Below are 22,890 nucleotides of genomic sequence, written 5' to 3'. Positions count from 1 at the left end.
CCCGGTGGCGGGCCGCATGCCCGGTCACATGAACGTGCTGCTGGCCGAGGCCAACGTGCCGTACGACGAGGTGTTCGAGCTGGAGGACATCAACCGTGACTTCGGCACGGCGGATGTCGCCTTCGTCATCGGCGCCAACGACGTGACCAACCCGGCCGCCAAGACCGATCCGACCAGCCCGATCTACGGCATGCCGATCCTGGACGTGGAGAAGGCCAAGACGGTGTTCTTCATCAAGCGCGGCATGGCCGCCGGCTATGCCGGTGTCGAGAACGAGCTGTTCTTCCGCCCCAACACCATGATGCTGTTCGGCGACGCCAAGAAAGTCACCGAAGAGGTGGTGAAGGCGATGGAAGCCTGACCGGCACATCAAGCGGTTGACCGGAACGGGCGCGGGAGGCGAGGCTTCCCGCGCCCGTTCCTTTTGGGCTCAAAGACCATCAATGAGGGTGTGGAACCGATGACCGCCTACATCATCGCCGACGTGCGTGTGACCGATCCGGTCGCTTATGAGGTCTACAAGTCGCTGACCCCCGACGCGATCGCCAAGAACGGCGGACGCTTCCTCAGCCGTGGCGGCGAGACGGCGGTGCTGGAAGGTGGGTGGCAGCCCAACCGCATCGTCATCCTCGAATTCCCCGACGTGGCGGCTGCCAAGGCCTTTTACGACAGCCCGGAATACCGCAAGGCCCGCGAGGCCCGGCGCGATGCCGCCGATTTCAAGATGATCGTGGTGGAGGGGCTGTAACCTGCACCCTGTAGCCATCAGGGAAGCCGTTACCAAGCGTTACACAGAACCGTCCGCGGGACACATCGCCGCAACACGGCACCGCTAACGCTTACCGTCACCGAAAGCCGGCGGCTGCCTTACGCCGGCTTCCTCACAGTGACGGAAACCCGACCATGGATGACGACGATCTCTGCGACCCGCTCGATTCGCACATCACGCTCTGGACGCGCATCGCCATGGCGATCCTGATGGTCGGAGTCTCGCTCTGCGGCGTGTCGCTCTACCTGCTGACCGAGACCTGAAGCCGAACCGCCAGCGCCGCGCCGAACCCACATTTTCCGCGGTTCCAGGCGGTTTCGGCCCAAGGATAATACGATGATAACGTGTTAAATTGCCAATTCCCTTTTCCTGTTATGTGAAAATCTCTCTTCCCCATTCGGACAACCGTGCTAAATAGCGTCGGAACCTTAGCCGAGGACGATCCGATGCTCCGCTTGACCCGTCGCTCCACCCTTGCCGCCCTGGTCGCCCTCGCGTCGGCTGCCGCGTCGACCGCTGCCGTCATGCCGGGCACCGCACACGCCGCCGACCCGGTGAAGCTGGAAATCGGCTATATTCCCATTCTCGCAGCGTCGCCGCTGTTCATCGTCGATGGGCAGGGCTGGGCCAAGGATGCCGGGATTGTGCTGAAGCTGACCCGCTTCGAATCCGGCCCGCACGCGATCCAGGCAATGGCCGCCGGCCAGATCGACCTGCTCTATGCCGGTGTCGCTCCCGTGCTGGTCGCCCGCACCAAGGGTGCCGACATCTCGGTCATCGCCAATTCAGCGGTGGAAGAGATGGTGGTTGCGGCCCGCGGTCCCTTCGCCAAGGCGGTGGGCACCACGCCGACCGCGGAGTCCTTCAAGAAATTCGCCGCCGACACCGGCCGCAAGCCGAAGATCGGCACCCAGCCGCCGGGCTCGGTTCCCGATACCGTGCTGAAGCACTGGCTGTTCAAGGTGGTGAAGGTCGATCCCGCCGATGTCGAGCTGGTGCCGATGGGCATCGAGAAGACGCAGCAGGCCCTGCTGGCCGGCGCGCTCGACGCCGCCACCATCCGCGAGCCGACGGTGACCGTCACCCAGCAGATGGATCCGAACGTCATGCTGGTCGCCACCGGCGCGCAAATGTTCCCGGACCAGCCCGGCACCGTGGTTTCCGCACGCGCCGAGGTGCTGAAGAAGAATCCCGACGCCATCAAGGCGCTGGTCAAGGCCCACATCCGCGCGGTCGAACTGATCGCCAAGGATCCGGCCGGTTCCGCCAAGATCGTGAACAATTATCTCGGCAAGGGCCTGATGGAGCCGGCGACGCTGGAAGCCGCCTTCAAGGGGCCGGGGTCGAAGTTCGTCGCCGATCCGCACACGGTCGTCCCGGCGGTCGAACAGATGATGGCCTACACCAAGGAGATCGGTTCGGCTTCCGAAACCGTTCCGGTGGCCGAGGCATTCGACTTCAGCTTCTACGACGCTGCCGTCAAGTAAGGCGGCCGTGTGAGGGACATCGACAAGCCGATGAAGACCTATAACAAGATCGCCCTGTCGGCACTGGGCGTCGTCGTCTTCCTGCTGGCGTGGGAAGCGGTGGCGCGCAGCGGCGTCGTGCCGGCCCGGCTGCTGCCGTCGCCGAGCGCGGTGCCTGCCGCCTTCCTGGCCGAGTTCAAGAGCGGTACTTGGCAGGCGATGGTGCTGGCCAGCCTGTCGCACTATCTGGTCGGCTTGTCGCTGGGCACCTTCCTCGGCGTGTCGTTCGGCACTGCTGCTGCGCTGTGGGGCAAGTGGGACGCCTTCCAGGCCTGGGTCGTGCGCATGCTGCGCCCGATCCCGGCCATTGCCTGGATTCCCTTCGCCATCATCTGGTTCGGCGTCAGCGAGGGGGCGGCGTCCTTCCTGATCGCGCTGACGGTGTTCTGGATCAACTACTACGCCAGCTACGCCGCGGTGCGCGGGGTGGACAAGGACCTGATCGAGCTTGGCTATGCCTTCGGCCAGGGCGGGCTGATCCCGCGCCTGTTCAAGATCATCCTGCCGGGCGCCCTGCCGGGCATCCTGTCCGGCCTGCGTGCCGGGCTGGGGCAGGGCTGGATGACCGTGGTCGCGGCCGAACTGTTCGGCATCTCCGGCCTCGGCATGCGGATGATGGAGGCGTCGGGCCTGCTGGCGACCCACATCGTCGTGCTCTACATGGTCACCATCGCGCTGCTCTACGGCGTGTCTGATTTCCTGTTCATGCAAGTTCAGTCGCGGGTGCTCTCATGGCAGCGGTGACCCTCTCCAAGACCGCAACCGCCTCCGTCATCGACCTCGAGGACGTGTCCATCGGCTACGGCAAGGATGCGCCGCCGGTTCTGGTCGACGTCAACCTGTCGGTCGAGCGCGGCAGCTTCGTCGCCATCGTCGGCCCGTCCGGTGTCGGCAAGTCGACCCTGTTGCGCGTCGTCGCCGGGCTGCACACTGCGCGCAGCGGCGGCGTCACGATCCACCAGGACCAGCGCCCCGGCCATCGACCGGTCGGGCTGGTGTTCCAGGACTCGCGTCTGCTGCCCTGGCGTCGGGTGATCCGCAATGTGGAATTCGGGCTGGAAGGCCTGCCGGTCAGCCGCGACGAGCGGCGGCACCGGGCGGAAGCCGCGTTGAAGCTCGTGCGGCTCGACGGCTATGCCCGCCGCTGGCCCTATGAGCTGTCGGGCGGCCAGCGCCAGCGCATCGGCATCGCCCGTGCCATGGCGGTCGACCCGGACATCCTGCTGATGGACGAGCCGTTCGGCGCGCTCGACGCCATCACCCGCCACAATTTGCAGGACGAGCTTCGCCGCATCCATCAGGAGACGGGCAAGACGGTTCTGTTCGTCACGCACGATCTGGAAGAGGCGGTGCATCTGGCCGACCGCATCATCGTGCTGGGCGGCACCCCGGCCCGCGTGGTGCGCGACGTGCGCAACAGCGCCGGCCGGGACGGAGCGGTGTTCCGCGATCAGGTGGAGCAGCTGCGCTCCGAGATCGCCGACAACTACAGCATCTGACGGGGTGGGGACTTACCCCACCTCCATCATCAGGCTGGTCGGATAGCCGGCGTCCTTCATCCGGGCGATCAGCGCATCGACATGCGTCTGGTTGCGTGTCTCCAGCACCACATCCACCTCCGCCATCTTCACCGGCACATTGTGGAACAGTCGCTGGTGGTGGACCTCGACGATGTTGGCGCCGGCCTCGCCCAGCAGGCGGGTGACGCGGGCGAGCGCGCCGGGGGCGTCGGTGATGCCGATGCGCAGGCGGACGATGCGGCCCTCATAGACCAGACCCCGCATCAGCACCTGCGCCATGATGCGGGAGTCGATGTTGCCGCCCGACAGCACGATGCCGACCCTGCGGCCGCGGTAGCGCTGCGGATCCTCCAGAACCGCGGCGAGCGCCGCCGCCCCGGCTCCCTCGGCGACCAGCTTCTGCACGGTGGCGAGGCGGTAGACCGCTTCCTCCAGCCGGGCCTCTCCCACCTCCACCACGTGGTCGACCAGGGCGCGGATGATCGGCAGGGTCAGGGCGCCGGGCGCCTTCACCGCGATGCCTTCCGCCACGGTCGCCCCGCCGCAGGTGATCGGCTGGCCAGCCAGCGCCTGACGCACCGCCGGGTAGAGGCTGCACTGCACCCCGACGATCTCCAGATCCGGCCGCAGCGCCTTGGCCGCCGTCGCCATGCCGGAGATCAGCCCACCACCGCCGATGGGCACCACCAGCACGTCAAGGTCCGGCACATCCTCCAGCAGTTCCAGCGCCGCAGTGCCCTGCCCGGCGGCCACCAGCGGGTCGTCATAGGGATGGACGAAGGTCAGCCCGTCGCGCGCCGCCAGGTCATGGGCGAAGGCGGCTGCCTCGCTCAGCGTCTCGCCATGCAGTTCGACGGTGGCGCCCAGATTCTCGGTCCGCTCCACCTTGGTGAAGGGGGTGAAGGCAGGCATGACGATGGTCGAGCGGATGCCCAGCCGCGTCGCGTGGCAGGCCACCGCCTGGGCGTGGTTGCCAGCGGACATGGCGATGACGCCGGCGCGGCGCTCCGCCTCGCCCAGCGACAGCAGCTTGTTCAGCGCGCCCCGCTCCTTGAAGGAGCTGGTGGCATGCTGGTTCTCCAGCTTCACGTGCATCCGGCAATCCGCCATGTCCCCCAGGCGGGGAGCCGGAACCGTGGGCGTTCGCGGCAGGTGTCCCGCGATGCGCGCCGCGGCGGCGCGCACGTCCTCCAGCGTGATGGTCATTTCGTGTTTGTCCCGGTGTTGCGTGGTGTGAGTGTCAGCACCTCCGCCCCTGCCGAGACCAGCGTGCCACGGTCGCCAGCCATACGCAACGAACCGCCATCGCGCCACAGGGTGACCAGATCGCCCCAGTGGCGGGACCAGATATTGCCGGACTGGCCGGTGGCGATCACGAATCGGGAATTGTCGAGATCAGCCAGATCATAGACCGCGCGGAACCCGGCGCCCTGGACATGGCGGAACGGGTTGGCAGGGTCGCGGATGGTGGTCGATCCGCGGTTAACGGTGAAGAAATCGCCGTCGGTCTCCACCGACAGGTCGGCCTTGCCGCCGATCAGCGGCAGGCGGCTCAGCATGCGGTGGACCAGCGCAACCGTGTGGTCGTCGCCCCAGCGCCAGCTCTTCATGCTGGACCCATGGCGTTCGGCCAGCGCCTTGACCGCCGTTTCCAGCGAGCGGCCGATCACGTCGGCGCAGCTTTCCTTCTGCGGCGTGGTGACATCGTCGCACCATTCCGGCCGGTTGTTCAAGACATGGCGCAACGCCTCCGGCCGCAGGTCCCAGTAGGAGGCGAAGTCGGCACCCAACTCATCGGCGAAGACCGCACGGACCAGTTCCCGCAGCCACATGTCGAAGATCAGCGGTTCCGGCCGGTTACGGTCGATCCGGCCGTCCCAACCGCGCAGCAGGGCCGCCGCGTCGCTGGCGAGGCCGGGCGGCGTCGGGTATTTCAGCAGGTCCGGCAGGAAGTCGCGGGCGGGCAGGGAGACGATGTCCATCTGCTGGCGCGCCACATCCTCGACCGAATGGCGCCCACCGCCCAGCATCTCGACGATGCGCTTGGCGCGCGAGGGATCCGGCCATTCGGTGGCGAGGCGATAGGGATAGTCGCGCCCGACCACCGCGTTGTTGGCGTTGACGAACTGGCCGGTCGGAGGGTTTACCGCCTGCGGCAGGGCGTAATAGGGCAGGAAGCCGGTCCAGTCATACTCGCCGGTCCAGCCGGGAACCGGCACGCGGCCATCGCCCTTGCGGCGGATCGGCACCCGGCCGGGGGTGATGAAGCCGACCTCTCCGCTCACGTCGGCATAGACGACGTTCTGCTGCGGGGCGACATGCAGGCGCAGGGCGTCGCGCACGCCCTCCGCCGATCCGGCATGGTTCAGGCGGTAGAGCGCCTCCGCACTGGTATCGTCATCGGCAAGACCGGGGAAGGACAGCGCCAGCACCGGACCGGGCGCCTTGCCGTCAAGGGACGGGGCGTCCAGATCGGAGATGACGGGGCCATGCCGCGTGCTGCGGACGGTCAGCGTCTGCGACGCCTCGCCTGCGATGCCGATGGTCTCGGCACGCGTCTCGAAGGGTTGGGTGCCGTCGGGGGTCAGGTAGCGCGCCGGGTCCTGCGGGTCGGGCTTTTCGACGAACAGGTCCTGGGTGTCGCTGTGGGTGGTGGTGAAGCCCCAGGCGACCTTGCCGTTATGGCCGAGGATGGTCAGCGGCACGCCCGGCACGGTGGCGCCGGTGACGGTGAAGTCCGGCGTCACGATGCGGGCGAGATACCAGAGGATCGGCGCCTCCAGCCCCAGATGCGGATCGTTGGCGAGGATCGGCTTGCCGGTCGTGGTGCGGGCACCGGTCAGGACCCATTCGTTCGACGCGGTGTCGAAGTCCATCTGCGGCAGGGCCGCCAGGGTGCGGCGCACCGTTTCCCGCAAATCCATGCCGCGCAGGTCGCTCGCCAGCGTGGTGGGAGACCCGGGAACGTCCGACGGGAACAGATCGTCGACCTGTTGCGGCGACAACCGTTCCAGAATGCGGGAGCGGAACAGCTCGTCGCGGTAGTTGGCCGACAGTTGCAGCGCCATCAGCTTGGCCCAAACCAAGCTGTCGGCGACAGTCCAGGGCTCCGGCGTGTGGCGCAACAGCTGGAATTCGACCGGCAACGCCTCCGACCGGGTGGCGAGATAGGCGTTCACGCCCTCGCCATAGGCGTCGAAGGCGGTGCGGGCGTCGGGCGACAGGGTGGCGGCCATCGCCTCCGCCGCACGGCGGACGCCCAGCGTGCGCATCAGCCGGTCGGTGCGGAGCGCGAAGTCGCCGTACTTTGTGCCGATCAGCTCGGCCAGCCGGCCGGCCCCGGCCCGGCGCATCGTCTCCATCTGCCATAGGCGGTCCTGGGCGTGGGCATAGCCCAGCGCGCGGTAAGCATCGCGCTCGGTCGCGGCGAAGATATGGACCACACCCTGCTTGTCCCGCACGACCTCGGCCGGTGCGCCGTTGCCGGGGATGGCGACCGCGCCGCTGGTCTGTGGCTGCTGGGCCCGCATCCACACATAGGTGCCGAGCAGACCCGCCGGCGGCAGCAGTACGAGCACACCGGCGACGGCCGCGACCTTGCCCCAGCGACCGCGCGGCAGACGCAGGCGTGGGCGCCGGGAGTTGCGAGGGGGCGGCGCCGGTTGCGGATGCACGCCGTAGGGCGGCGCCGGCTGCTGGGGATAGGGCTGAGCGGGTGGCTGAGCAGCCATCGGATGGGCTGCGGGGGGATAGCTACCCGGCGGATAAGTGCCGGGTGGGTAAGCGTTCGGTGGATAAGCGCTGGGCGGATAGACCGGCTGTTGCGGCGCCTGCGGGTAGGGGGCGCCTGGATAGGGCGTGCCTGGATACTGGACGGGTTGCTGCGTCTGGTGGGACGGCGGTGGATAACCGTCATAGGGCGGAGCGGCAGGCGGGGCAACGGGCGGGGCCGGGCGGGACAGCGCACGCGCCAGGGCGGCGCGGAGTTGGAAAGCGCAGGTCTCGCCGGCGCGGATCAGGGAACGGCGCAGCATCACGGTCCGTGGGAGAGAAAGGGGGCGGCAACGGGCGGGGGCTGCCGGGAGGCTCGGTCGGCGGCGGATGCTAGTCTTCCGGCCGCCGGCCCGTCCAGGGTTGCTTCGGTGGAGTCGGGCGCTTTTTTAGCACCGCCGCCGCCGATTCGGGTGGACGATCTGCCGCCTTATGCGGCGGTGTTCAGGATCTCGCGCAGCATCGGGGCGGAGACGGGCTTGTGGATCAGCCGGTGGCCGCTGCGCTGGACCTCGGCGATGCGGGCGGGATCGGTGTCGCCGGTCAGCACAACGGCGGGAACGCGCACGCCGCAGACGCCGTAGATGTCGCGGATCGCCTCCACCCCCGTCCGTCCTTCGCGCAGGCGATAGTCGGCGACGATCATCGCCGGCTGCCGGCCGAGATTCAGCAGCGAGGCGATGGCCTCGTCGGCGGACACCGCGGCGACCACCTCGTATCCCCATTCCTCCAGCATCGCCCGCATGCTCAGCAGGATGATGGTGTCGTCGTCGACGACCACGATCAGCCCCTTGGCGTCCGGCAATTCCGCGGGGACGCGCACCGGCTTCGGGATCGGGCGCGGAACCGCTGTCGGCACATCGAGGAAGAAGCCGCTGCCGCGTCCCGGTGCGGATTGCACCGTCACCCCATGCTCCAGCAGCCCGGCCAGCCGCCGAACGATGGCGAGCCCCAGCCCAAGGCCCTTGCGGCGGTCGCGCTCGGGATTGGCGAGCTGGGTGAACTCCTGGAAGATGTCCTGGGTCTTGTCGGCGGGGATGCCGATGCCCTGGTCCAGCACCGCCAGCCGCAACGTGCCGCCACGGTGACGGCAGCCGACTAGGATGTCGCCATGTTCTGTGTAGCGGATGGCGTTCTCGATCAGGTTGCGCAGGATGCGTTCCAGCAGGGCGGGATCGCTGCGGGTCCAGGCGGACGTCGGGACATGGCGCAGCGTCAGGCCCGACTCGGCGGCGCGGATGCGGTATTCCTCCGCCAGCCGCTCCAGCAGGGCGCCGAGCGCGAAGTCGGTGACGCTGGGCTTCACCACCCCGGCATCGAGGCGGGAGACATCCAGCAGGCTGTCCAGCATCACCCGCAGCCCGTTCAGCGAATCGGTCATGCTGGCCAGCAGGGGGGCGGCCGGATGATCCTCCAGCTTGTCCGACAGGGCATGGGCGAAGAAGAACAGCGATTGCAGCGGCTGGCGCAGGTCGTGGCTGGCGGCGGCCAGGAACTTGGTCTTGGCGCGGTCGGCGCGTTGGGCATCGTCGCGGGCCTGCAAGGCCTCGACCCTCGCGGCCTCCGCCTCGTCGCGGGCGCGCAGGATCGCTTCCTCCGATGCTCTGCGGGCGGTGATGTCGCGCATGATACCGGTGTACATGCGCCGCTTGCCGACCTTCCATTCGCCTACCGACAGGTCGAGCGGGAAGGTGGTGCCGTCCTTGCGCAGCCCGTCCACCTCGCGGCCGATTCCGACGATCCGCCGCTCGCCCGTTCGGCGGTAGCGGTCGAGATACCCGTCATGGGCGCTGCGGTAGGGCTCCGGCATCAGCATGCTGATGTTGCGCCCGATCACCTCCTCGGCCCGGTAGCCGAAGGTCTTCTCCGCTGCGTGGTTGAAGGACTCCACGATGCCCTGGTCGTCGATCAGGACGATGGGGTCCACCGCGGTGTCGACGATGGCACGGTAGCGCGCTTCCTGCTCCGCCGACCGCTCGGCCTGCTGCCGGCGGTCGAGCAGCGACGACAGCATCGCCAGCGACAGCAGAAGCAGCGTCCCCATCCCGGTCATGATCGCCAGCAGGGACGAGGAGAGCGCGATGCCATGACCGGAGTGGGACGCCGCATGGGGAAGGGCGGCGCGGCTGGCGTCAGCACTTCCGATGGCGGCGGCGCTCAGCTCCGTGATCGGCTCCATCCCGGCGGCCGCCATGCCGGTATAGTGCATCGTCACCACCCCCAGCCCCAGCAGGACGGCACCGGCGGCGCGCTGGAGCGGGCGGCTGGTCCGGAAGGCCAGCCACAGGGCCGCGGTCGATGCGGCGATGGCGACGATCACCGAAACAGCGACCAGAACCACGTCATAGGACAGGTCCATGTCCATGCGCATTCCCGCCATTCCCACATAATGCATGCTGACGATGCCGAGCCCGGTCAGGGTGCCCGCAATCGGCAATTTAAAATAGTTGTTGCCACGGTTGCGCGCTACCGCAAACAGGCCGGCTCCCGAAACGCCGACGGCCAGCAGGAAGGACAGTGCGGTCAGTCCGGCATCATAGCCGATGGGCACGTCGCTGCGGTAGGCGAGCATGCCGATGAAATGCATCGACCAAATTCCAGCACCGAGCGCCAGCGCCGCACCGGCCAATCGCCGTTTGTCGCCCGGACCGTTTCCGGTCGTGTTCCCCAGGGCCGACGCGAGGGATCGGCCTGCCGTGCCGCTGCGGGAGTGATGGGCGAGGTCCAGCGCCACATAACCGCCGAACACGGCGATCACATAGGATAATGCGACGAGGAGGGGGTCATAATGGCCGGGCACGGTCGATTCGGCTGTTGTATGGGGTCGTTCGGGGAAGGAGCGGACTCGATTGTGCGTTTACAGAACCAATTTGGATGAAGGTGCCAGTCCCTTCCCACGAACGAAAGGCTCGCCTTCGTGGTAGAAGGGACCTAAGACCTCCGGCGGAATATTTCCAATGAACAGCACTCCCCCTCCCGGGGCGCAGAACCGTCCTGCCTCCCCCGAACCGCCGCAATCGCCGCCGCGCCGGCTGTTGTCCCGCCTGCTGCGTCCGGTCGCGACACTGTTCGCGGTCGCGTATTTCCTGCTGGACGCATTGGCCTATTGGGTGGTGCGTCCGGTCGCCCGCCGGATCGCGCGGCTGCCGCTGTTCGCGCGATTCGGAGAATGGGTGGCGGGGCTTGGACCTTATCCGTCGCTGGTCCTCGTGCTTGTGCCTTTGGCCCTGCTGGAGCCTGCGAAGCCGGTCGGCGCCTGGCTGTTCGCGACGGGCCGCCCCATGGCCGGCGCCGCCGTGATCATCGGGGCGGAACTGGTCAAGATCACCCTGGTGGAGCGGCTGTTCCACATCGCCAAGCCGAAGCTGCTGACCATCGGCTGGTTCGCCTGGGGCTATGTGCGGGTAACGGCCTGGCTCGCCTGGCTGAAGGAGACCGCTCCCGCCCGCGCCGCGCGCCGGCTGCTGATCGCAGTCCGTCAGTTCGCGCGCCGGGTCGGCCGGCGCCTGTCCTTGATGGTGCGGCGGGCGGGGCGGGGATGACCGGTCACCCCAGCACGGCCAGCACCAGCGCCCCGGCGATCAGCAGCACGCAGGCGCGGCGGTAGAGCGCCAGCGCCCGGCCGATGTCGTCCGGCGTGGCGGCGGTCCGTCCCGCGCCGAGCCAGACATCCTCGATTCGGGTGTCGCCATAGACCCGGGGCCCGCCCAGCCGCAGGTCGAGCGCACCAGCCATCGCCGCCTCCGGCCAGCCGGCGTTGGGAGAGCGGTGACGGTGGGCATCCTGCCTCACCGACGCCCAGGCCTGCCGCGCATCCGTCCCTCCCGTCATCCAGGCGGCACCCACCAGCAGAAGGGCGGTCAGGCGCGATCCCGGCAGGTTGACCAGATCGTCCAGCCGCGCCGCTGCCCAGCCGAAGGCTTCGTGCCGCGGGGTGCGGTGGCCGATCATGCTGTCCGCCGTGTTGATCGTCTTGTAGAGCGCCAGACCCGGCAACCCGCCGACCAGCAGCCAGAAAGCCGGCGCCACCACCCCGTCGGAAAAATTCTCGGCAAGGCTTTCGATGGCGGCGCGGGCGACGGCGGGTTCGTCCAGCGTGGCCGGGTTGCGGCCGACGATCATCGCCACCGCCTTGCGCGCGCCCTCCAGCCCGGCGGTGCGGAACCCCTTGGCGACCGCCGCCACATGGTCGTGCAGGCTGCGCTGGGCCAGCAGGGTGGACGCCAGCGCCGCCTCGACCAGCCAGCCGAAGGGCAGGAGCCGGCAGGCCCAGGCCACCGCCACCGCGACTCCGCCGACCGTCAGCAGAAGCACCAGCACGGCCAGGACGCCGAACGCCTTGCGGCGGTCGAAGCCGTCGGTCTCACGGTTGAGTGCGCCGTCCAACTGGGCGATAAGCGCTCCGATCCATACGACCGGGTGACGGATGCGGGCGTAGAGTGGGTCGGGATAGCCGACCGCCGCCTCGACGATCAGCGCGGTGGCGAGCAGGAAAGGATGCAGCGGCACGGCAGGGACGTTCCAGGATTGGGGCGGCCCGCTGGCCGCGCGACGGGGAAATGAGGAGCGCGATCATGGCCGAAGACAGCCCGGCGACCAAGCCGCACATGGCGGACCCGCTTGGGTCGGACCTGCCTGTGGCGGACCCGTGGAGGCAGGGTGACGCGACCGAAGGCGTCCTTCTGCATGGTGGCGACCTGGACGGTGCCCGTGCCGCCTTTCCCGGTGCGCCGCTGCCGTGGGTCGATCTGTCCACCGGCATCAACCCCTGGACCTATCCGCTGCCGCCGGTGCCGCAGGACGCCTGGACCCGGCTGCCCGGCCGCGGCGAGGAGGCGGCATTGCGTGCGGCGGCGGCCGATTGCTATGGCGTGCCATCGGCGGAGCTGGTTGCCGCGGCCTCCGGTTCGCAAGCGCTGATCCAGCTGTTGCCGCGGCTGCGTGCACCGGGCAGCGTGGCGGTGCTGGGGCCCACCTATGCCGAGCATGCCCGTTGCTGGGCGCTGGCCGGCCACGATGTGCGGATGGCGGCGGACGTGGTTGAGGCCGACGTGCTCGTCGTCGTCAACCCCAACAACCCCGATGGCCGGCGCTGGCCTGTCGCCCGGCTGCTGGAGCTTGCCGCGGCGCAGGCCGCGCGCGGCGGCTGGCTGGTGGTGGACGAGGCCTTCGCCGATATGCGGCCCGAAGACAGTGCCGCCGCGCATGCCGGCCGGCCGGGACTGGTCATCCTGCGCTCCTTCGGCAAGTTCTTCGGGCTGGCGGGGCTGCGCCTCGGCATAGCGCTGGCCCCGATCGATCTGGCGGCGGCAATGCGCGAGTCCATCGGACCCTGGGCGGTGTCCGGTCCGGGATTGAACATCGCCACCGCGGCTCTCGCCGACCGCGGCTGGATCGCTGCCACGCGCGACCGCCTGACCGCTGCCGCCGTGCAGTTGGACCGGCTGCTGGCGGCAGCCGGATTGCAGGTGGCCGGCGGGACGGAGCTGTTCCGTCTTGTCGAGGACGATCGGGCACCGGCGCTCTATCGGGCATTGGGCGAGGCCGGGATCCTGGTGCGCCGGTTCGAGCACCGGCCGGATTGGCTGCGCTTCGGACTGCCGGGAGACGATGCGGCATGGAGTCGTCTTGATGGCGCACTTGTCCGGAAACAAGTTTGGGCGATGCAACCTTGTAAAATGTCCGCGTCTTGAACAATCGCCGAAAATTTTATACACTCAACCGTTCTTAGAAGTCCGGCCCTTCCAGTTCGACCTTGTCGGAAACCACCGGCGCTGCGAGGAATCAAAAGTCAATGAGACACTCTCGGCCATGCCGGTTCCGGGTTGCATGGCAATGATCTCAGGCCGTGATGCGCATGACGGACGCGATGCCGCGTTGTCGATCCTCGACCGCCTTCCGGTCGGGGTTTGCGTTGTTGCGGCTTCGGGGATCATTCATCACGCGAATCCGGCGCTCCATGCGCTGTTGGCCTGCGAACCGGGCGGGTTGCCGGGACGTAGCTTGTGCGAGTTCGGGCTGGACAGCTGCGATGGCGGCGGTCCGGTCGCCGATCCGGCGCGGGCGCACCGGGTGCTGCGGAACGACGGAACCGTCTGCCGGGTGACGGTGGCGGATGCGCCCTGGACCGCGCTTCCATCCGGCACGAAGGCCGAAGGAGGGGCGGAAAGCCTGCGGCTGGTGACGGTGACGGACGTCGATGCGGTGTATCGGCAGGCCATCCTTGCGGACGAGGATGCATCGCAGGCCGGGAGTCCGGCTGCCGGAACGTTGCGGGACTATGGCGGCAATGTCCGGTACGAGGCACCGGTCCTTGTGGCGGAGGGGGCGACCCGCTTCCCGGCCAAGGACGCCTTCCGTGACGAGTCGGGTATTGCCGGTGTCACCCGGGAATTGAATGACCTGCATCCGAACGAGGAACGGCTTGAAGCCATCCTCGAACAGAGCCCCATCGGCGTTTCGGTGTCCCGCCGCGACGACGGCTGCATCATCTTCGTCAACACCCGCTTCGCCGAATTGATCGGCCTGCCGCGCGAGAGGCTGATCGGCAGCCGCGCCCGTGATTACTACCTCGACAGCCACCAGCGCCTGCGCGTGCTGGAGAGGCTGCGCGGCGGCGGCGGCGTCACCAACATGGAGGTTCAGTTCAGGCGGGCCGACGGGTCGCCCTTCTGGACCCTGTTCACGGTCAATCAGGCGGTGATCCAGGGCACGGCGGTCAATCTGGCCTGGATCTACGACTACACCGAACGCCGCAGCATGGAAGAGGCGCTGCGCGACATGGCGTCGCGCGATCCGCTGACCGGAATTTTCAACCGGCGGTCCTTCATGGACATGGCCCGCGCCCAACTGGCCCGCGCCCATCGCTTCCACGAACCGCTGTCGGTCTTCGTCCTCGACGTCGACCATTTCAAGCGCATCAACGACAGCTTCGGCCATGCTACCGGCGACGATGCGCTGCGCATGGTGGCGGCCGGCTGTCAGGCCATCCTGCGGGAATACGACATCCTCGGCCGGCTGGGCGGGGAGGAGTTCGTGGTGGTCCTGCCCGGTGCGACCGCCGATGAAAGCCGTGTGGTGGCCGAACGGGTGCGCCGCCATCTGGCCCGCATGCCGATCGAGGCGCCGGACGGCACCTTCCGCCTGACGGTCAGCATCGGCATCGCCGGGCTGGAGGGGGCGACCGACACGCTGGAGCGGGCGATCCATCGTGCCGACCTCGCGCTTTATCGCGCCAAGCATCTCGGCCGCAACCTTGTGGCGGTGTTCGAGCCTGGAATGTAGCCTAAAGGCTGGTTCCTGTTCTGCGTTATGCTATCCTTGATCGCGGAGACGCGCCGATGCCCGGGCCGTCGGGTTGACGGCTGGCAAGGTGGGATGCGGCGATGGACTACACGGTGCATGACAGCGGCACCCTGCGCGAACTGGAGATGCGCGGGCAGATCACCTTTGAAGCCGACACCGATTTCCGGACGATCCTCGGGGAGTGGGAGACGGCAGGCATCGCGGATTGCGTCCTCAACCTGTCCGCCGTCGATTACATGGATTCCGCCGGGCTGGGGCTTCTGGTGATGGCGAACAACGCTGCCAGACAGGCCGGCATTACCTTCCGCCTGAAGCATCCGCGCGGTCAGGTCCGCGACCTGATCGAGATTTCCGAGTTCCACACCATCATCCCCTGCGAGTTCTAACCGGTGAGCGGCGGTTCGCCGGTCGTCATCGGCCACCCTCGTCCATCCGCCGCCGGGCCGCTGCGTGATGTCCTGGGCCGGCTGGGGGTTCGCCGCGTCGCCGTGGTGGATGGCGACGGGCTGGCGCAGGCCGTCGCCGAAGCCACGGCCGATCCCCCTCAGCTTCTCCTTCTGCATGCCGGGCTGCCAGGATTCGGCCCCGATCTCCTGGTGGGATTGCGGGAGATGGCGCAACTGCGCGACGTGCCCATCCTCGTCCTCGGCCGCTTTGCCAGCGGCTCCCGCCGGGCGGAGCTGATGCGGGCAGGGGCGACCGACCTGCTGGCGCGTCCGCTGACCCTGGCGGAACTGGCCGCCCGCCTGTCGGTGCATTTGGAAAGGCGTCGCCTCGACCGCTCCCTTCAGGAGGTTATCCGCAGCCTGCACGCCTACCATCACGGCGCCATGCAGCGGATGGCGCTGGCGCGGCAGATGCAGTTGGGACTGCTGCCCGATGCCGCTGCCTGCCGGTCGCTGGAAGGGCGCTATGGCATCGCGATGGACAGCCACTTCGAATCGAGTTCGGAGTTGGGCGGCGATCTGTGGGGCGCGCGTCCACTCGATGACCGGCGCTTCGCCCTGTTTCTGTGCGACTTCACCGGCCACGGGGTGGCGGCCGCGCTGAACACCTTCCGGCTGCACACGCTGCTGGCCCGCACCGACCTGCCGGCCGACGATCCGGCCGAGACGCTGCGCACGCTGAATGGTCTGCTGGTCGGGCTTTTGCCGGAGGCGCAGTTCGCCGCGATGATCTATGCCGTGGTCGATGTCAGTGCCGACCGGCTGGTCTACGCCACCGCCGGCGCGCCGAAACCGCTGGTCCGCCAGAGGGACGGCGGGTTGGAGGTGGGGCCGAGTTGCGGTTTGCCCTTGGGCTTGGCGGGCGGGGCGCGGTACCGCAACCACAGCCTGGATTTCCCGCCCGGCTCGACCCTGCTGCTGTTCAGCGACGCGCTGTACGAGGCGCGTGGCTGGGACGGCGAAATGTTCGGCTATGGCGGCGTGACCGATCTGGTGCGGGGGCTCGGTGACGATGAGCTGGAGCGGCCCCTGGACCTTATGCTCGACCGCTATTTCGCGACCGTGCCCCGGCTGCTGGCCGACGATCTGACGGTGCTGTGGATCAGTCGGAGCGTCGGTCCGCGGTCCGGCCCAGATTGACGATGCCGACCACGCGGTTGCCGTTGCCGACAAAGGTGAGCTGGTCGAAACCGACCATGCGGGCCAGCGCGATGCCGCGGCCGTGGGTGGCATCCGACTGCGAGGCATCGACCGACAGGTAGCGGTTGAAATCGAAGCCCGACCCCATGTCGGTGACGGTGAAAATCACGCGGCTATCGGTGCGCTCGACATGCAAGGTGGCGTATTTTTCGCGATGTTCGGCCGCGGCCAGCCGCGCCTCGATCTCGCGCGCCAGCATGCCGCTGGCCTTCAGCCGCCCCTTTGCCTCGAAGCCGATGCCAAGGTTGCCGTGCTCCACCGCGTTCACCAGTATCTCCGACAGGCCGAAGGTCAGGCTGTGAGCGGTGGCGGCGACCGACGACAGGGTGATGGCCAGATTCTGCGCCTCCTGCGGGGTGCGGAAGCGGAAGCGCCCGTCGCGCAGCAGACCGATGGCGTCGGAGCGTGACCGCAGGTCGCCTTGCAGGCTCTTCAGCCTTCCGGTCGTCTCCTCCGCCGCACGGACGACGGAGCGCAGCAGGGCACCGTCATAGGGCTTGATCAGGTAGTAAAAGACGCCGGCACGGATCGCCGCTGCGATTTCGGAACTGCTGTCGGAGATGGTCTGGACGATGACGGGGATGTCGGCCAGATGCGGCTCGCGCTTCATCCGCTCATACAGTTCCAGCCCATCGCCGTCGGACAGCCGGCGGTCGAGCAGCACGACATGGATGGTCGATCCGCTGGCCGACAGGATCTCCCAGGCCTGCGCCTTCGTCTCCGCCTCCAGCGTTCGATAGCCGATGCGGGACAGATAGCCGGCGACGATGGCGCGGGTCATTTCCTCGTCATCGACGACCAGAGCGGTGACGGCATCGGCCATGGTCGGCGTGTACTCCAGCGGTTCGGGGCACGATTGGGGAAATTTCATGGCATTTTACCGAAACCGCCGCAATCGTACAATCACCGGCGGCACTGCGTCGCAGCATTACCAGTTGTGGATATCAATCGTCAGTCGCAACAAGCGCCACAGCTGCTTTCCGTGCCGCCGACAGTTCGTCGGCGACGCGTTCGCCGGCGGTGGCGGTCAGGGCATCGAGGTCGCCACGGCGGGCGGCGTCGACCAGGATGTGAGCGGTCCCCGCCAGCCGGTCGAAGCCGACATTTGCGGCCGAGCCCTTCAGGATGTGCGCCTCCCGCTCGATGCCGGTACGGTCGCTTCGTGCAATGGCCGCGCGCAGCAGATCGAGGTGCTGCGGGCTGTCGCCGAAGAAGGTTTCGAGAAGCAGGGCAAAGCCGTCCTTGCCCAGCGCGTCGCGCAGTTCTTCGATCTTCTCGGTGTTGACGGTGGCGGGTCCGGGGGCCGCCTTCGGTGGCGATGCGGCTGGGCCCCCGCCGTCGCTCTTGTCGTCCTCCGACGGAGGGATGAAGCGGGCGATGGTGTCCAGCAGCTTGCGGGCGTTGATCGGCTTGGACAGATAGTCATCCATGCCGGCCTCCAGACAGATGGCGGCATCGCCCTGCATGGCGTTGGCGGTCAGCGCCACGACGGGAATCCGGGCCACTGCTCCGGACAGCCGGCGGATCCGCCGCGTCGCCGTCAGCCCGTCCATCACCGGCATCTGCACGTCCATCAGGACGAGGTCGTAGGGCCGGGCGGTCACCGCCTCCACCGCCTCCTCGCCGTTGGACACCGCTTCCGCGCTGACCCCGGCCCGGCGCAGCAGGGCCAGCGTCAGCTGCTGATTGACCGGATTGTCTTCCGCCACCAGAACGCGGACGCGCGGCGTCGGTTGGCCGTTGGAGACCGGCTCGATTCTTGCGGCGGTCGGCGGCACCGCTGCCGTGCTGTCGCTCGGGCGCGGAATGACGGTCCCGGCGGCCGGACCGCTCCCCGGCGCAGCATCGGGCCAGGACGCAGGCGGGGCGCCAGCCAGCGACAGCGCGGGCCGTTCCAGCAGGCGGGCGAGACATTGGCAGAGGGTGCTGAAACGGATCGGCTTGGGCAGGTGGGTGTCCACCGGCGCGCGTTCCTGCTCCTGCCCCTCCAGCCTTTGCGAGGAGGCGAGCGCCAGCCGGATGCCGGCCAGTTCCGGGATGGCGCGGATACGCCGTGCCACGTCCGGTCCGGTCAGGCCGGGCATGCGGTGATCGAGGATCGTCGCGTCGAAGGGCGTGCCGAGACGGGCGGCGGCGACCAGCCGGTCGAGCGCCTGCTCTCCGCTCTCCGCCGTCTCGACGACGATGCCGAAGCCGTCGATCTGCCGGGTCAGCAGGTCGCGGTTGACGGCGATGTCATCGACCAGCAGAAGGCGCCGCCCGGCCCAATTGCCGATGGGGGACGGCGGATGGGCGCTGCCGACACCGCGTTTCAGCGGGACGGACACCCAGAAGACGCTTCCCGTCCCCGGCTCGCTGTCCACGCCGATCCGACCACCCATCAACTCGGCCAACCGCTTGCAGATCGCCAGCCCCAGGCCGGTGCCGCCATGGCGCCGCGCGGGAGACGAATCGACCTGGGTGAACATGGCGAACAGGCGCGGCCGCTCCTCCTCCGGGATGCCGATGCCGGTATCGCGCACCTCGAACCGGACGCGGACGCCGTCTTCCGCCTTGCCGGAATCGGGACCGTCCGCGTCCTGCCGCTCGTCGGGCTCCTCACTCAAGAGGATAGTGACGCTGCCGGAATCGGTGAATTTCACAGCGTTGCCGGCAAGGTTCAACAGGATCTGCCTCAGCCGCCCGGCATCGCCCAGCAGGGGACCGCGCAGCCCCGGCGGCACGAAGCTGGCAAGGTCCAGTCCCTTGGCCGCGGCGCGCGGCGCCAGAATCTCCGCGACGCTCTCGACCATCGGCACCAGTTCAAACTCTCCAACCTCCAAATCCAGCCGGCCGGCGTCGATCTTCGAGAAGTCGAGGATGTCGTTGATGATGACCAGCAGCGATTCGGCGGAATCGCGGATCGTCTCGGCATATGTGCGCTGTTCGGCCTCCATCGGCGTGTCGAGCAGCAGTCCGGCCATGCCGATCACCCCGTTCATCGGGGTGCGGATCTCGTGACTCATCGTCGCGAGGAATTCCATCTTGATGCGCTGGCCGTCCTCCGCCCGCTCCTTGGCGTCGCGCAACGTGTGCTCCAGCCGCTTCTCCTCGGTCAGGTCGCGCAGGATTGCGGCATAAAGCGGGCTGGCGGCGGTCTTCACCAAGGCCATGGAGTAGGCCAGCGGGAAGCCTTCCGTCCGATCCCCGGCTTCGTCGGCCGCCACCCGCAGCGCCATGATCTCGCCGCGGGTGGCGAGATCCATGGTGCGGCGGCCGCGCGCGATCTCTTCCAGCATGCGGGAAACGTCGGCCCGCCTGTCCGCCGGCAGGAAATCCACCACCAGCCGGCCGACAAGCTCGCCCGGTGCGCAGCGGAAGATGGCATGGGCGGCCGGGTTGGCCGCTTCGATCACACCGTCCGGCCGCGCGGTGACGATGCCCTCCGCCGCGGTATCGACGATGGCGGACAGGCGGGCATTGGTCTCTTCCAGCTCCTTGCCCTGTTCCCGCTGTGCCGCAAGGGAGCGCGCCAGCAGCAGCCCGAACAGGCCGAGCAGCAGGATCATGCCGCCGGACAGCAGCGATGCCATCCGCAGATTGTCGCGCCAGGGAGCCAGAACCGTGTCCGTGCGCACGCTCACGGTCAGGATCAGCGGCCAGACCGGTGTCGTCCGGTAGGCGACGATTCGCGTTCCCGGGCCGGCGTCGACATCCGCCCCGGAGTGGCGGAACACGCCATATTCCGCCTGCGGCAGATAATGGCGGAACAGCGGGGTGGCGGCGAAGGATTTGGCGATCTCGGTCCCGGTCTGCGGCTGGACCGTCAGCAGCGTACCGTCATAGCGGTACAGCGCGATCCGGTCGCCCATTCCCGCGCCGGCGCCACCCTGCACAGCCCGGTACAGGCCTTGGAAGTAATCCGGATTGACGGTGGCGACGACGACCGCCTGGAGCGTGCCGTCTGCCTCGCGCAGGGCGCGGCTCATCGGCAGCAGCCAGCGGCCGGACCGTTCGCCTGCCGGGGTGCGGTCTATCAGGCTGCGTCCCGGGCGTGGATCGCCGATCACCAGCCCGTTGCCCTGGGCGGCCGCCTGCTGGTGGAACACGTCCAGTTCAGTCAGGTAGGTGGCGGCGGGGTAAGCACCTTCGGTGGTGGCGACGATCCGGCCGGTGCGGTCGAGCAGGGTCAGCCCGCGCAGGTGGGGCGACCGGCGCAGCCGGTCCGTCAGCATGGCCGTCAGGTCGGGACCGGGTGCGCCGTCCTCCCCCGTCCAGTTGGCGTCCGACAGCGAATCGACGATGGAGGACAGGGTCACATCGACCGATTGCACCGTGCGGGTGGTCGAGACCTCCAGCGCCGCGGCAAGGCTGGTGAGGCTGGCCTCGGCCGAGTCGAGAGCTGTCTGGCGCGCTGTGATCAACTGCTGGCCCTGGTTGATCAGCAGGGCGAAAACCGCAAGAAGGGCGAAGGCGATGATTCCGCCCCGCTTTTCGAAGAGACCCTTCAGATCCGCTTTGACTGGGGACGGGGACAGGACGTTCGTTCCGGACGGTCAGAAGTGGTGGAGCGACCAAGCCGCAGGTTGCATGGGTCCGAGCCCGTCCGTCATCTGCGGTCCGCGACCGGATCGCAGTCGGATCAATGCGCTGGGCCCAACCTCTTGGTCGAAGTTTGCGCCTGGGACAATAGCAGCTACCCACACCCGACGCCAAGCATCCGCTGCCGTCGTGAACCGGTCGATGCTAAGATACCGCCGCGGTTTTGCGGCCTTGCTTCCAGGTCGCAAAGAACAGCGATGGTTGGTTAACGAAAGGTGTGACATGGCGACGCGGGGCCTTTGGGCGGTCAGCTTCTCAATTCTGTCGATTCTGTCGGTCGGAATCGTGTCACCGACCATGGCGGCGGACGGGAGACTTCAGAAAATTGCAGAACAAAAGCAACTTCGTGTCTGCTCCTGGCCCGATTACTATGCGATCTCGTTCCGGAATCCACGCACCGGCGCGCTTGAGGGGCTGGATGCGGAGTTGGCGCAGGAATTCGCCAAGGATATGGGCGTTCGCCTGACGGTGGTGGAAAGCAGCTTTCCCCGCTTCATCGAGGATTTGCTGGCCGACCGCTGCGACATCGGCATGTTCGCCATCGGCGCCACTCCGGCACGGGCGCAGCATGTCGCCTTCAGCCAACCCTATCTGCGCAGCGGCATCTATGCGGTGACCACCCAGACCAACGGCGGCATCCAGCGGTGGGAGGATCTCGACCGCACCGGCAATGTCGTGGCGGTGCAGAAGGACACCTACATGGACGGCTATGCCCGCTCCGCCATGAAGGCCGCGCGAATCGTCGCCGTGACCCGCGCGCAGGAACGGGAGGAGGAGGTGCAGTCCGGCCGTGCCGATGCTTTCCTGACCGATTATCCCTATGGACAGCGCATGCTGGCCTTCCACCCCTGGGCGCGGCTGATCGTGCCGGACGTGCCGGTGCAGCCGACCCCTTACGCCTATGCGGTGGCGCCGGGCGATGCAGGCTGGCTGGACCGGGTCAACGCCTTCGTTGCCGCGATCAAGGCGGATGGTCGGCTGGAGAGCATCGCCGCCCGCTACAAGCTGACCCCGATCGTGGCGCGGGACTGAACCGCGTTGAACGAATGCGGCGGCGGGAAAAATCCGGTCTAGGATGGGTGCGGATATTCAGCCGTCGGCCCATCTATCGTCAGGGCTATCATCAAGGAAACAATCGATGATTCTGATCGGACAGTATGACTCGCCCTTCGTGCGCCGCGTCGCCGTCGCCTTGCGACTCTACGGCATGGCGTACGAGCATCGGCCCTGGTCGGTCTTTTCCGACGCGGCGGAGGTCGCGCGCTTCAACCCGCTGAAACGGGTGCCGACGCTGGTGCTGGCGGATGGGGAGGTGCTGATCGAAAGCGGTGCCATCCTCGATCATCTGGACGAGGTCGCCGGACCGGACCGCGCGCTCATCGCCCGCCAGGGGCCGGAGCGCCGGCGGTCGCTGAAGCTCTCAGCGCTGGCGACGGGATTGGCCGACAAGGCGGTCAGTCTCGTCTACGAACGCGTTCTGCACAAGGAACGGTCCGATCTGTGGATGGAGCGCTGCACCGGCCAGATCGGTGCCGTCCTCGACGTGCTGGAGGCCGACCGCGCCGCCGCCGCCGGTCCCTGGTGGTTCGGCGACCGCATCGGCCATGCCGACATCGCCGCCGGCTGCGCCCTGCGCTTCGTCGGCGAAGCCCACCCGGCCGTGTTCGACCGCTCCTGCTGGCCGGCGCTCGCCGCCCACTCCGACGCATGCGAGGCGATGGCGGAGTTCAAGGCGGTGGTGCAGCCTTTTTCGGTGAACGCCTGAGGCGTTG

At 68.0% G+C, this 22,890-nt stretch carries 19 protein-coding genes; 13 read left to right on the top strand and 6 right to left on the bottom strand.

Annotated features, from left to right (window positions below):
- The 6 genes from TSH64_RS10065 to TSH64_RS10045 form a co-directional block, all read left to right on the top strand.
- On the top strand, nt 1-361 hold a 361-nt coding region (locus TSH64_RS10065), incomplete at its 5' end, for an NAD(P)(+) transhydrogenase (Re/Si-specific) subunit beta (protein WP_146208116.1).
- A 99-nt stretch (nt 362-460) separates the two neighbouring features.
- Entirely contained in the window at nt 461-748 is a 288-nt protein-coding gene (locus TSH64_RS10060; RefSeq protein ID WP_109096623.1) for a DUF1330 domain-containing protein, read from the top strand.
- Nucleotides 749-903: 155 nt separating this feature from the next.
- A complete protein-coding gene (locus TSH64_RS36595; RefSeq protein WP_282188102.1) occupies nt 904-1,032 on the top strand; it encodes a hypothetical protein in 129 nt (42 codons plus the stop codon).
- 183 nt (nt 1,033-1,215) lie between these two features.
- Nucleotides 1,216-2,256 (top strand): ABC transporter substrate-binding protein, encoded by a 1,041-nt coding sequence (locus tag TSH64_RS10055; protein WP_109096622.1) that lies wholly within the window; start codon nt 1,216-1,218, stop codon nt 2,254-2,256.
- Between the two features lie 30 nt (nt 2,257-2,286).
- Nucleotides 2,287-3,039 (top strand): ABC transporter permease, encoded by a 753-nt coding sequence (locus tag TSH64_RS10050; RefSeq protein WP_109096621.1) that lies wholly within the window; start codon nt 2,287-2,289, stop codon nt 3,037-3,039.
- Entirely contained in the window at nt 3,027-3,794 is a 768-nt protein-coding gene (locus tag TSH64_RS10045; RefSeq protein WP_109096620.1) for an ABC transporter ATP-binding protein, read from the top strand. The genes TSH64_RS10050 and TSH64_RS10045 overlap by 13 nt, the downstream gene beginning before the upstream one ends.
- A gap of 12 nt (nt 3,795-3,806) precedes the next feature.
- Here TSH64_RS10045 and TSH64_RS10040 read toward each other — a convergent pair whose 3' ends face one another.
- The 3 genes from TSH64_RS10040 to TSH64_RS10030 form a co-directional block, all read right to left on the bottom strand.
- Complete coding sequence (locus tag TSH64_RS10040) at nt 3,807-5,021, bottom strand: threonine ammonia-lyase (RefSeq protein WP_109096619.1); 1,215 nt, start codon at nt 5,019-5,021, stop codon at nt 3,807-3,809.
- Nucleotides 5,018-7,546, bottom strand: a complete 2,529-nt coding sequence (locus TSH64_RS10035; RefSeq protein ID WP_247872842.1) for a penicillin acylase family protein — start codon at nt 7,544-7,546, stop codon at nt 5,018-5,020. The genes TSH64_RS10040 and TSH64_RS10035 overlap by 4 nt, the downstream gene beginning before the upstream one ends.
- Before the next feature lie 470 nt (nt 7,547-8,016).
- Nucleotides 8,017-10,386, bottom strand: coding sequence for an MHYT domain-containing protein (locus TSH64_RS10030; protein WP_109096617.1), 2,370 nt, complete (start codon nt 10,384-10,386; stop codon nt 8,017-8,019).
- A gap of 157 nt (nt 10,387-10,543) precedes the next feature.
- Here TSH64_RS10030 and TSH64_RS10025 point away from each other — a divergent pair, with 157 nt between their 5' ends.
- Nucleotides 10,544-11,128, top strand: a complete 585-nt coding sequence (locus TSH64_RS10025; protein ID WP_109096616.1) for a hypothetical protein — start codon at nt 10,544-10,546, stop codon at nt 11,126-11,128.
- 4 nt (nt 11,129-11,132) lie between these two features.
- On the opposite strand, the gene cbiB is transcribed toward TSH64_RS10025, so the two are convergent.
- Nucleotides 11,133-12,095, bottom strand: a complete 963-nt coding sequence (gene cbiB / locus TSH64_RS10020) for an adenosylcobinamide-phosphate synthase CbiB (RefSeq protein ID WP_109096615.1) — start codon at nt 12,093-12,095, stop codon at nt 11,133-11,135.
- A gap of 65 nt (nt 12,096-12,160) precedes the next feature.
- Here cbiB and cobD point away from each other — a divergent pair, with 65 nt between their 5' ends.
- The 4 genes from cobD to TSH64_RS10000 all read left to right on the top strand — a co-directional run bounded on the left by cobD (nt 12,161) and on the right by TSH64_RS10000 (nt 16,477).
- A complete protein-coding gene (gene cobD, locus TSH64_RS10015) occupies nt 12,161-13,279 on the top strand; it encodes a threonine-phosphate decarboxylase CobD (RefSeq protein WP_109096614.1) in 1,119 nt (372 codons plus the stop codon).
- A gap of 310 nt (nt 13,280-13,589) precedes the next feature.
- Nucleotides 13,590-14,870 (top strand): sensor domain-containing diguanylate cyclase, encoded by a 1,281-nt coding sequence (locus TSH64_RS10010; protein ID WP_247872841.1) that lies wholly within the window; start codon nt 13,590-13,592, stop codon nt 14,868-14,870.
- 101 nt (nt 14,871-14,971) lie between these two features.
- On the top strand, nt 14,972-15,277 hold the full coding sequence (locus tag TSH64_RS10005) for an STAS domain-containing protein (protein ID WP_109096612.1): 306 nt from the start codon (nt 14,972-14,974) through the stop codon (nt 15,275-15,277).
- Nucleotides 15,278-15,280: 3 nt separating this feature from the next.
- A complete protein-coding gene (locus TSH64_RS10000) occupies nt 15,281-16,477 on the top strand; it encodes a response regulator (protein ID WP_109096611.1) in 1,197 nt (398 codons plus the stop codon).
- On the opposite strand, the gene TSH64_RS09995 is transcribed toward TSH64_RS10000, so the two are convergent.
- Together TSH64_RS09995 and TSH64_RS09990 are read right to left on the bottom strand one after the other, a co-directional pair.
- Nucleotides 16,440-17,408, bottom strand: a complete 969-nt coding sequence (locus TSH64_RS09995; RefSeq protein ID WP_247872840.1) for a response regulator — start codon at nt 17,406-17,408, stop codon at nt 16,440-16,442. The two genes, TSH64_RS10000 and TSH64_RS09995, sit on opposite strands and share 38 nt — an antisense overlap.
- A gap of 73 nt (nt 17,409-17,481) precedes the next feature.
- Nucleotides 17,482-20,940 carry a response regulator gene (locus TSH64_RS09990; RefSeq protein WP_247872839.1) on the bottom strand — a complete coding sequence of 1,153 codons (3,459 nt, stop codon included), beginning with the start codon at nt 20,938-20,940 and terminating at the stop codon, nt 17,482-17,484.
- A gap of 475 nt (nt 20,941-21,415) precedes the next feature.
- Here TSH64_RS09990 and TSH64_RS09985 point away from each other — a divergent pair, with 475 nt between their 5' ends.
- Nucleotides 21,416-22,150, top strand: a complete 735-nt coding sequence (locus TSH64_RS09985) for an ABC transporter substrate-binding protein (protein WP_109452465.1) — start codon at nt 21,416-21,418, stop codon at nt 22,148-22,150.
- A 106-nt stretch (nt 22,151-22,256) separates the two neighbouring features.
- Nucleotides 22,257-22,883, top strand: coding sequence for a glutathione S-transferase family protein (locus TSH64_RS09980; protein WP_109096609.1), 627 nt, complete (start codon nt 22,257-22,259; stop codon nt 22,881-22,883).
- Nucleotides 22,884-22,890 lie beyond the last annotated feature (7 nt).

It is taken from the genome of Azospirillum sp. TSH64, assembly GCF_003116035.1.
In the GTDB taxonomy this organism is placed as follows: Bacteria; Pseudomonadota; Alphaproteobacteria; order Azospirillales; family Azospirillaceae; genus Azospirillum.
This window is presented reverse-complemented; position numbering and strand designations above follow the sequence as displayed.

Excerpts from the sequence above, each read along its gene's own strand:
- TSH64_RS10060 (WP_109096623.1), top strand. The coding sequence starts at position 461 with ATGACCGCCTACATCATCGCCGACGTGCGTGTGACCGATCCGGTCGCT.
- TSH64_RS36595 (WP_282188102.1), top strand. The coding sequence starts at position 904 with ATGGATGACGACGATCTCTGCGACCCGCTCGATTCGCACATCACGCTC.
- TSH64_RS10055 (WP_109096622.1), top strand. The coding sequence starts at position 1,216 with ATGCTCCGCTTGACCCGTCGCTCCACCCTTGCCGCCCTGGTCGCCCTC.
- TSH64_RS10050 (WP_109096621.1), top strand. The coding sequence starts at position 2,287 with ATGAAGACCTATAACAAGATCGCCCTGTCGGCACTGGGCGTCGTCGTC.
- TSH64_RS10045 (WP_109096620.1), top strand. The coding sequence starts at position 3,027 with ATGGCAGCGGTGACCCTCTCCAAGACCGCAACCGCCTCCGTCATCGAC.
- TSH64_RS10040 (WP_109096619.1), bottom strand. The coding sequence starts at position 5,021 with ATGACCATCACGCTGGAGGACGTGCGCGCCGCCGCGGCGCGCATCGCG.
- TSH64_RS10035 (WP_247872842.1), bottom strand. The coding sequence starts at position 7,546 with ATGGCTGCTCAGCCACCCGCTCAGCCCTATCCCCAGCAGCCGGCGCCG.
- TSH64_RS10025 (WP_109096616.1), top strand. The coding sequence starts at position 10,544 with ATGAACAGCACTCCCCCTCCCGGGGCGCAGAACCGTCCTGCCTCCCCC.
- cobD (WP_109096614.1), top strand. The coding sequence starts at position 12,161 with ATGGCCGAAGACAGCCCGGCGACCAAGCCGCACATGGCGGACCCGCTT.
- TSH64_RS10005 (WP_109096612.1), top strand. The coding sequence starts at position 14,972 with ATGGACTACACGGTGCATGACAGCGGCACCCTGCGCGAACTGGAGATG.
- TSH64_RS09995 (WP_247872840.1), bottom strand. The coding sequence starts at position 17,408 with ATGAAATTTCCCCAATCGTGCCCCGAACCGCTGGAGTACACGCCGACC.
- TSH64_RS09985 (WP_109452465.1), top strand. The coding sequence starts at position 21,416 with ATGGCGGCGGACGGGAGACTTCAGAAAATTGCAGAACAAAAGCAACTT.
- TSH64_RS09980 (WP_109096609.1), top strand. The coding sequence starts at position 22,257 with ATGATTCTGATCGGACAGTATGACTCGCCCTTCGTGCGCCGCGTCGCC.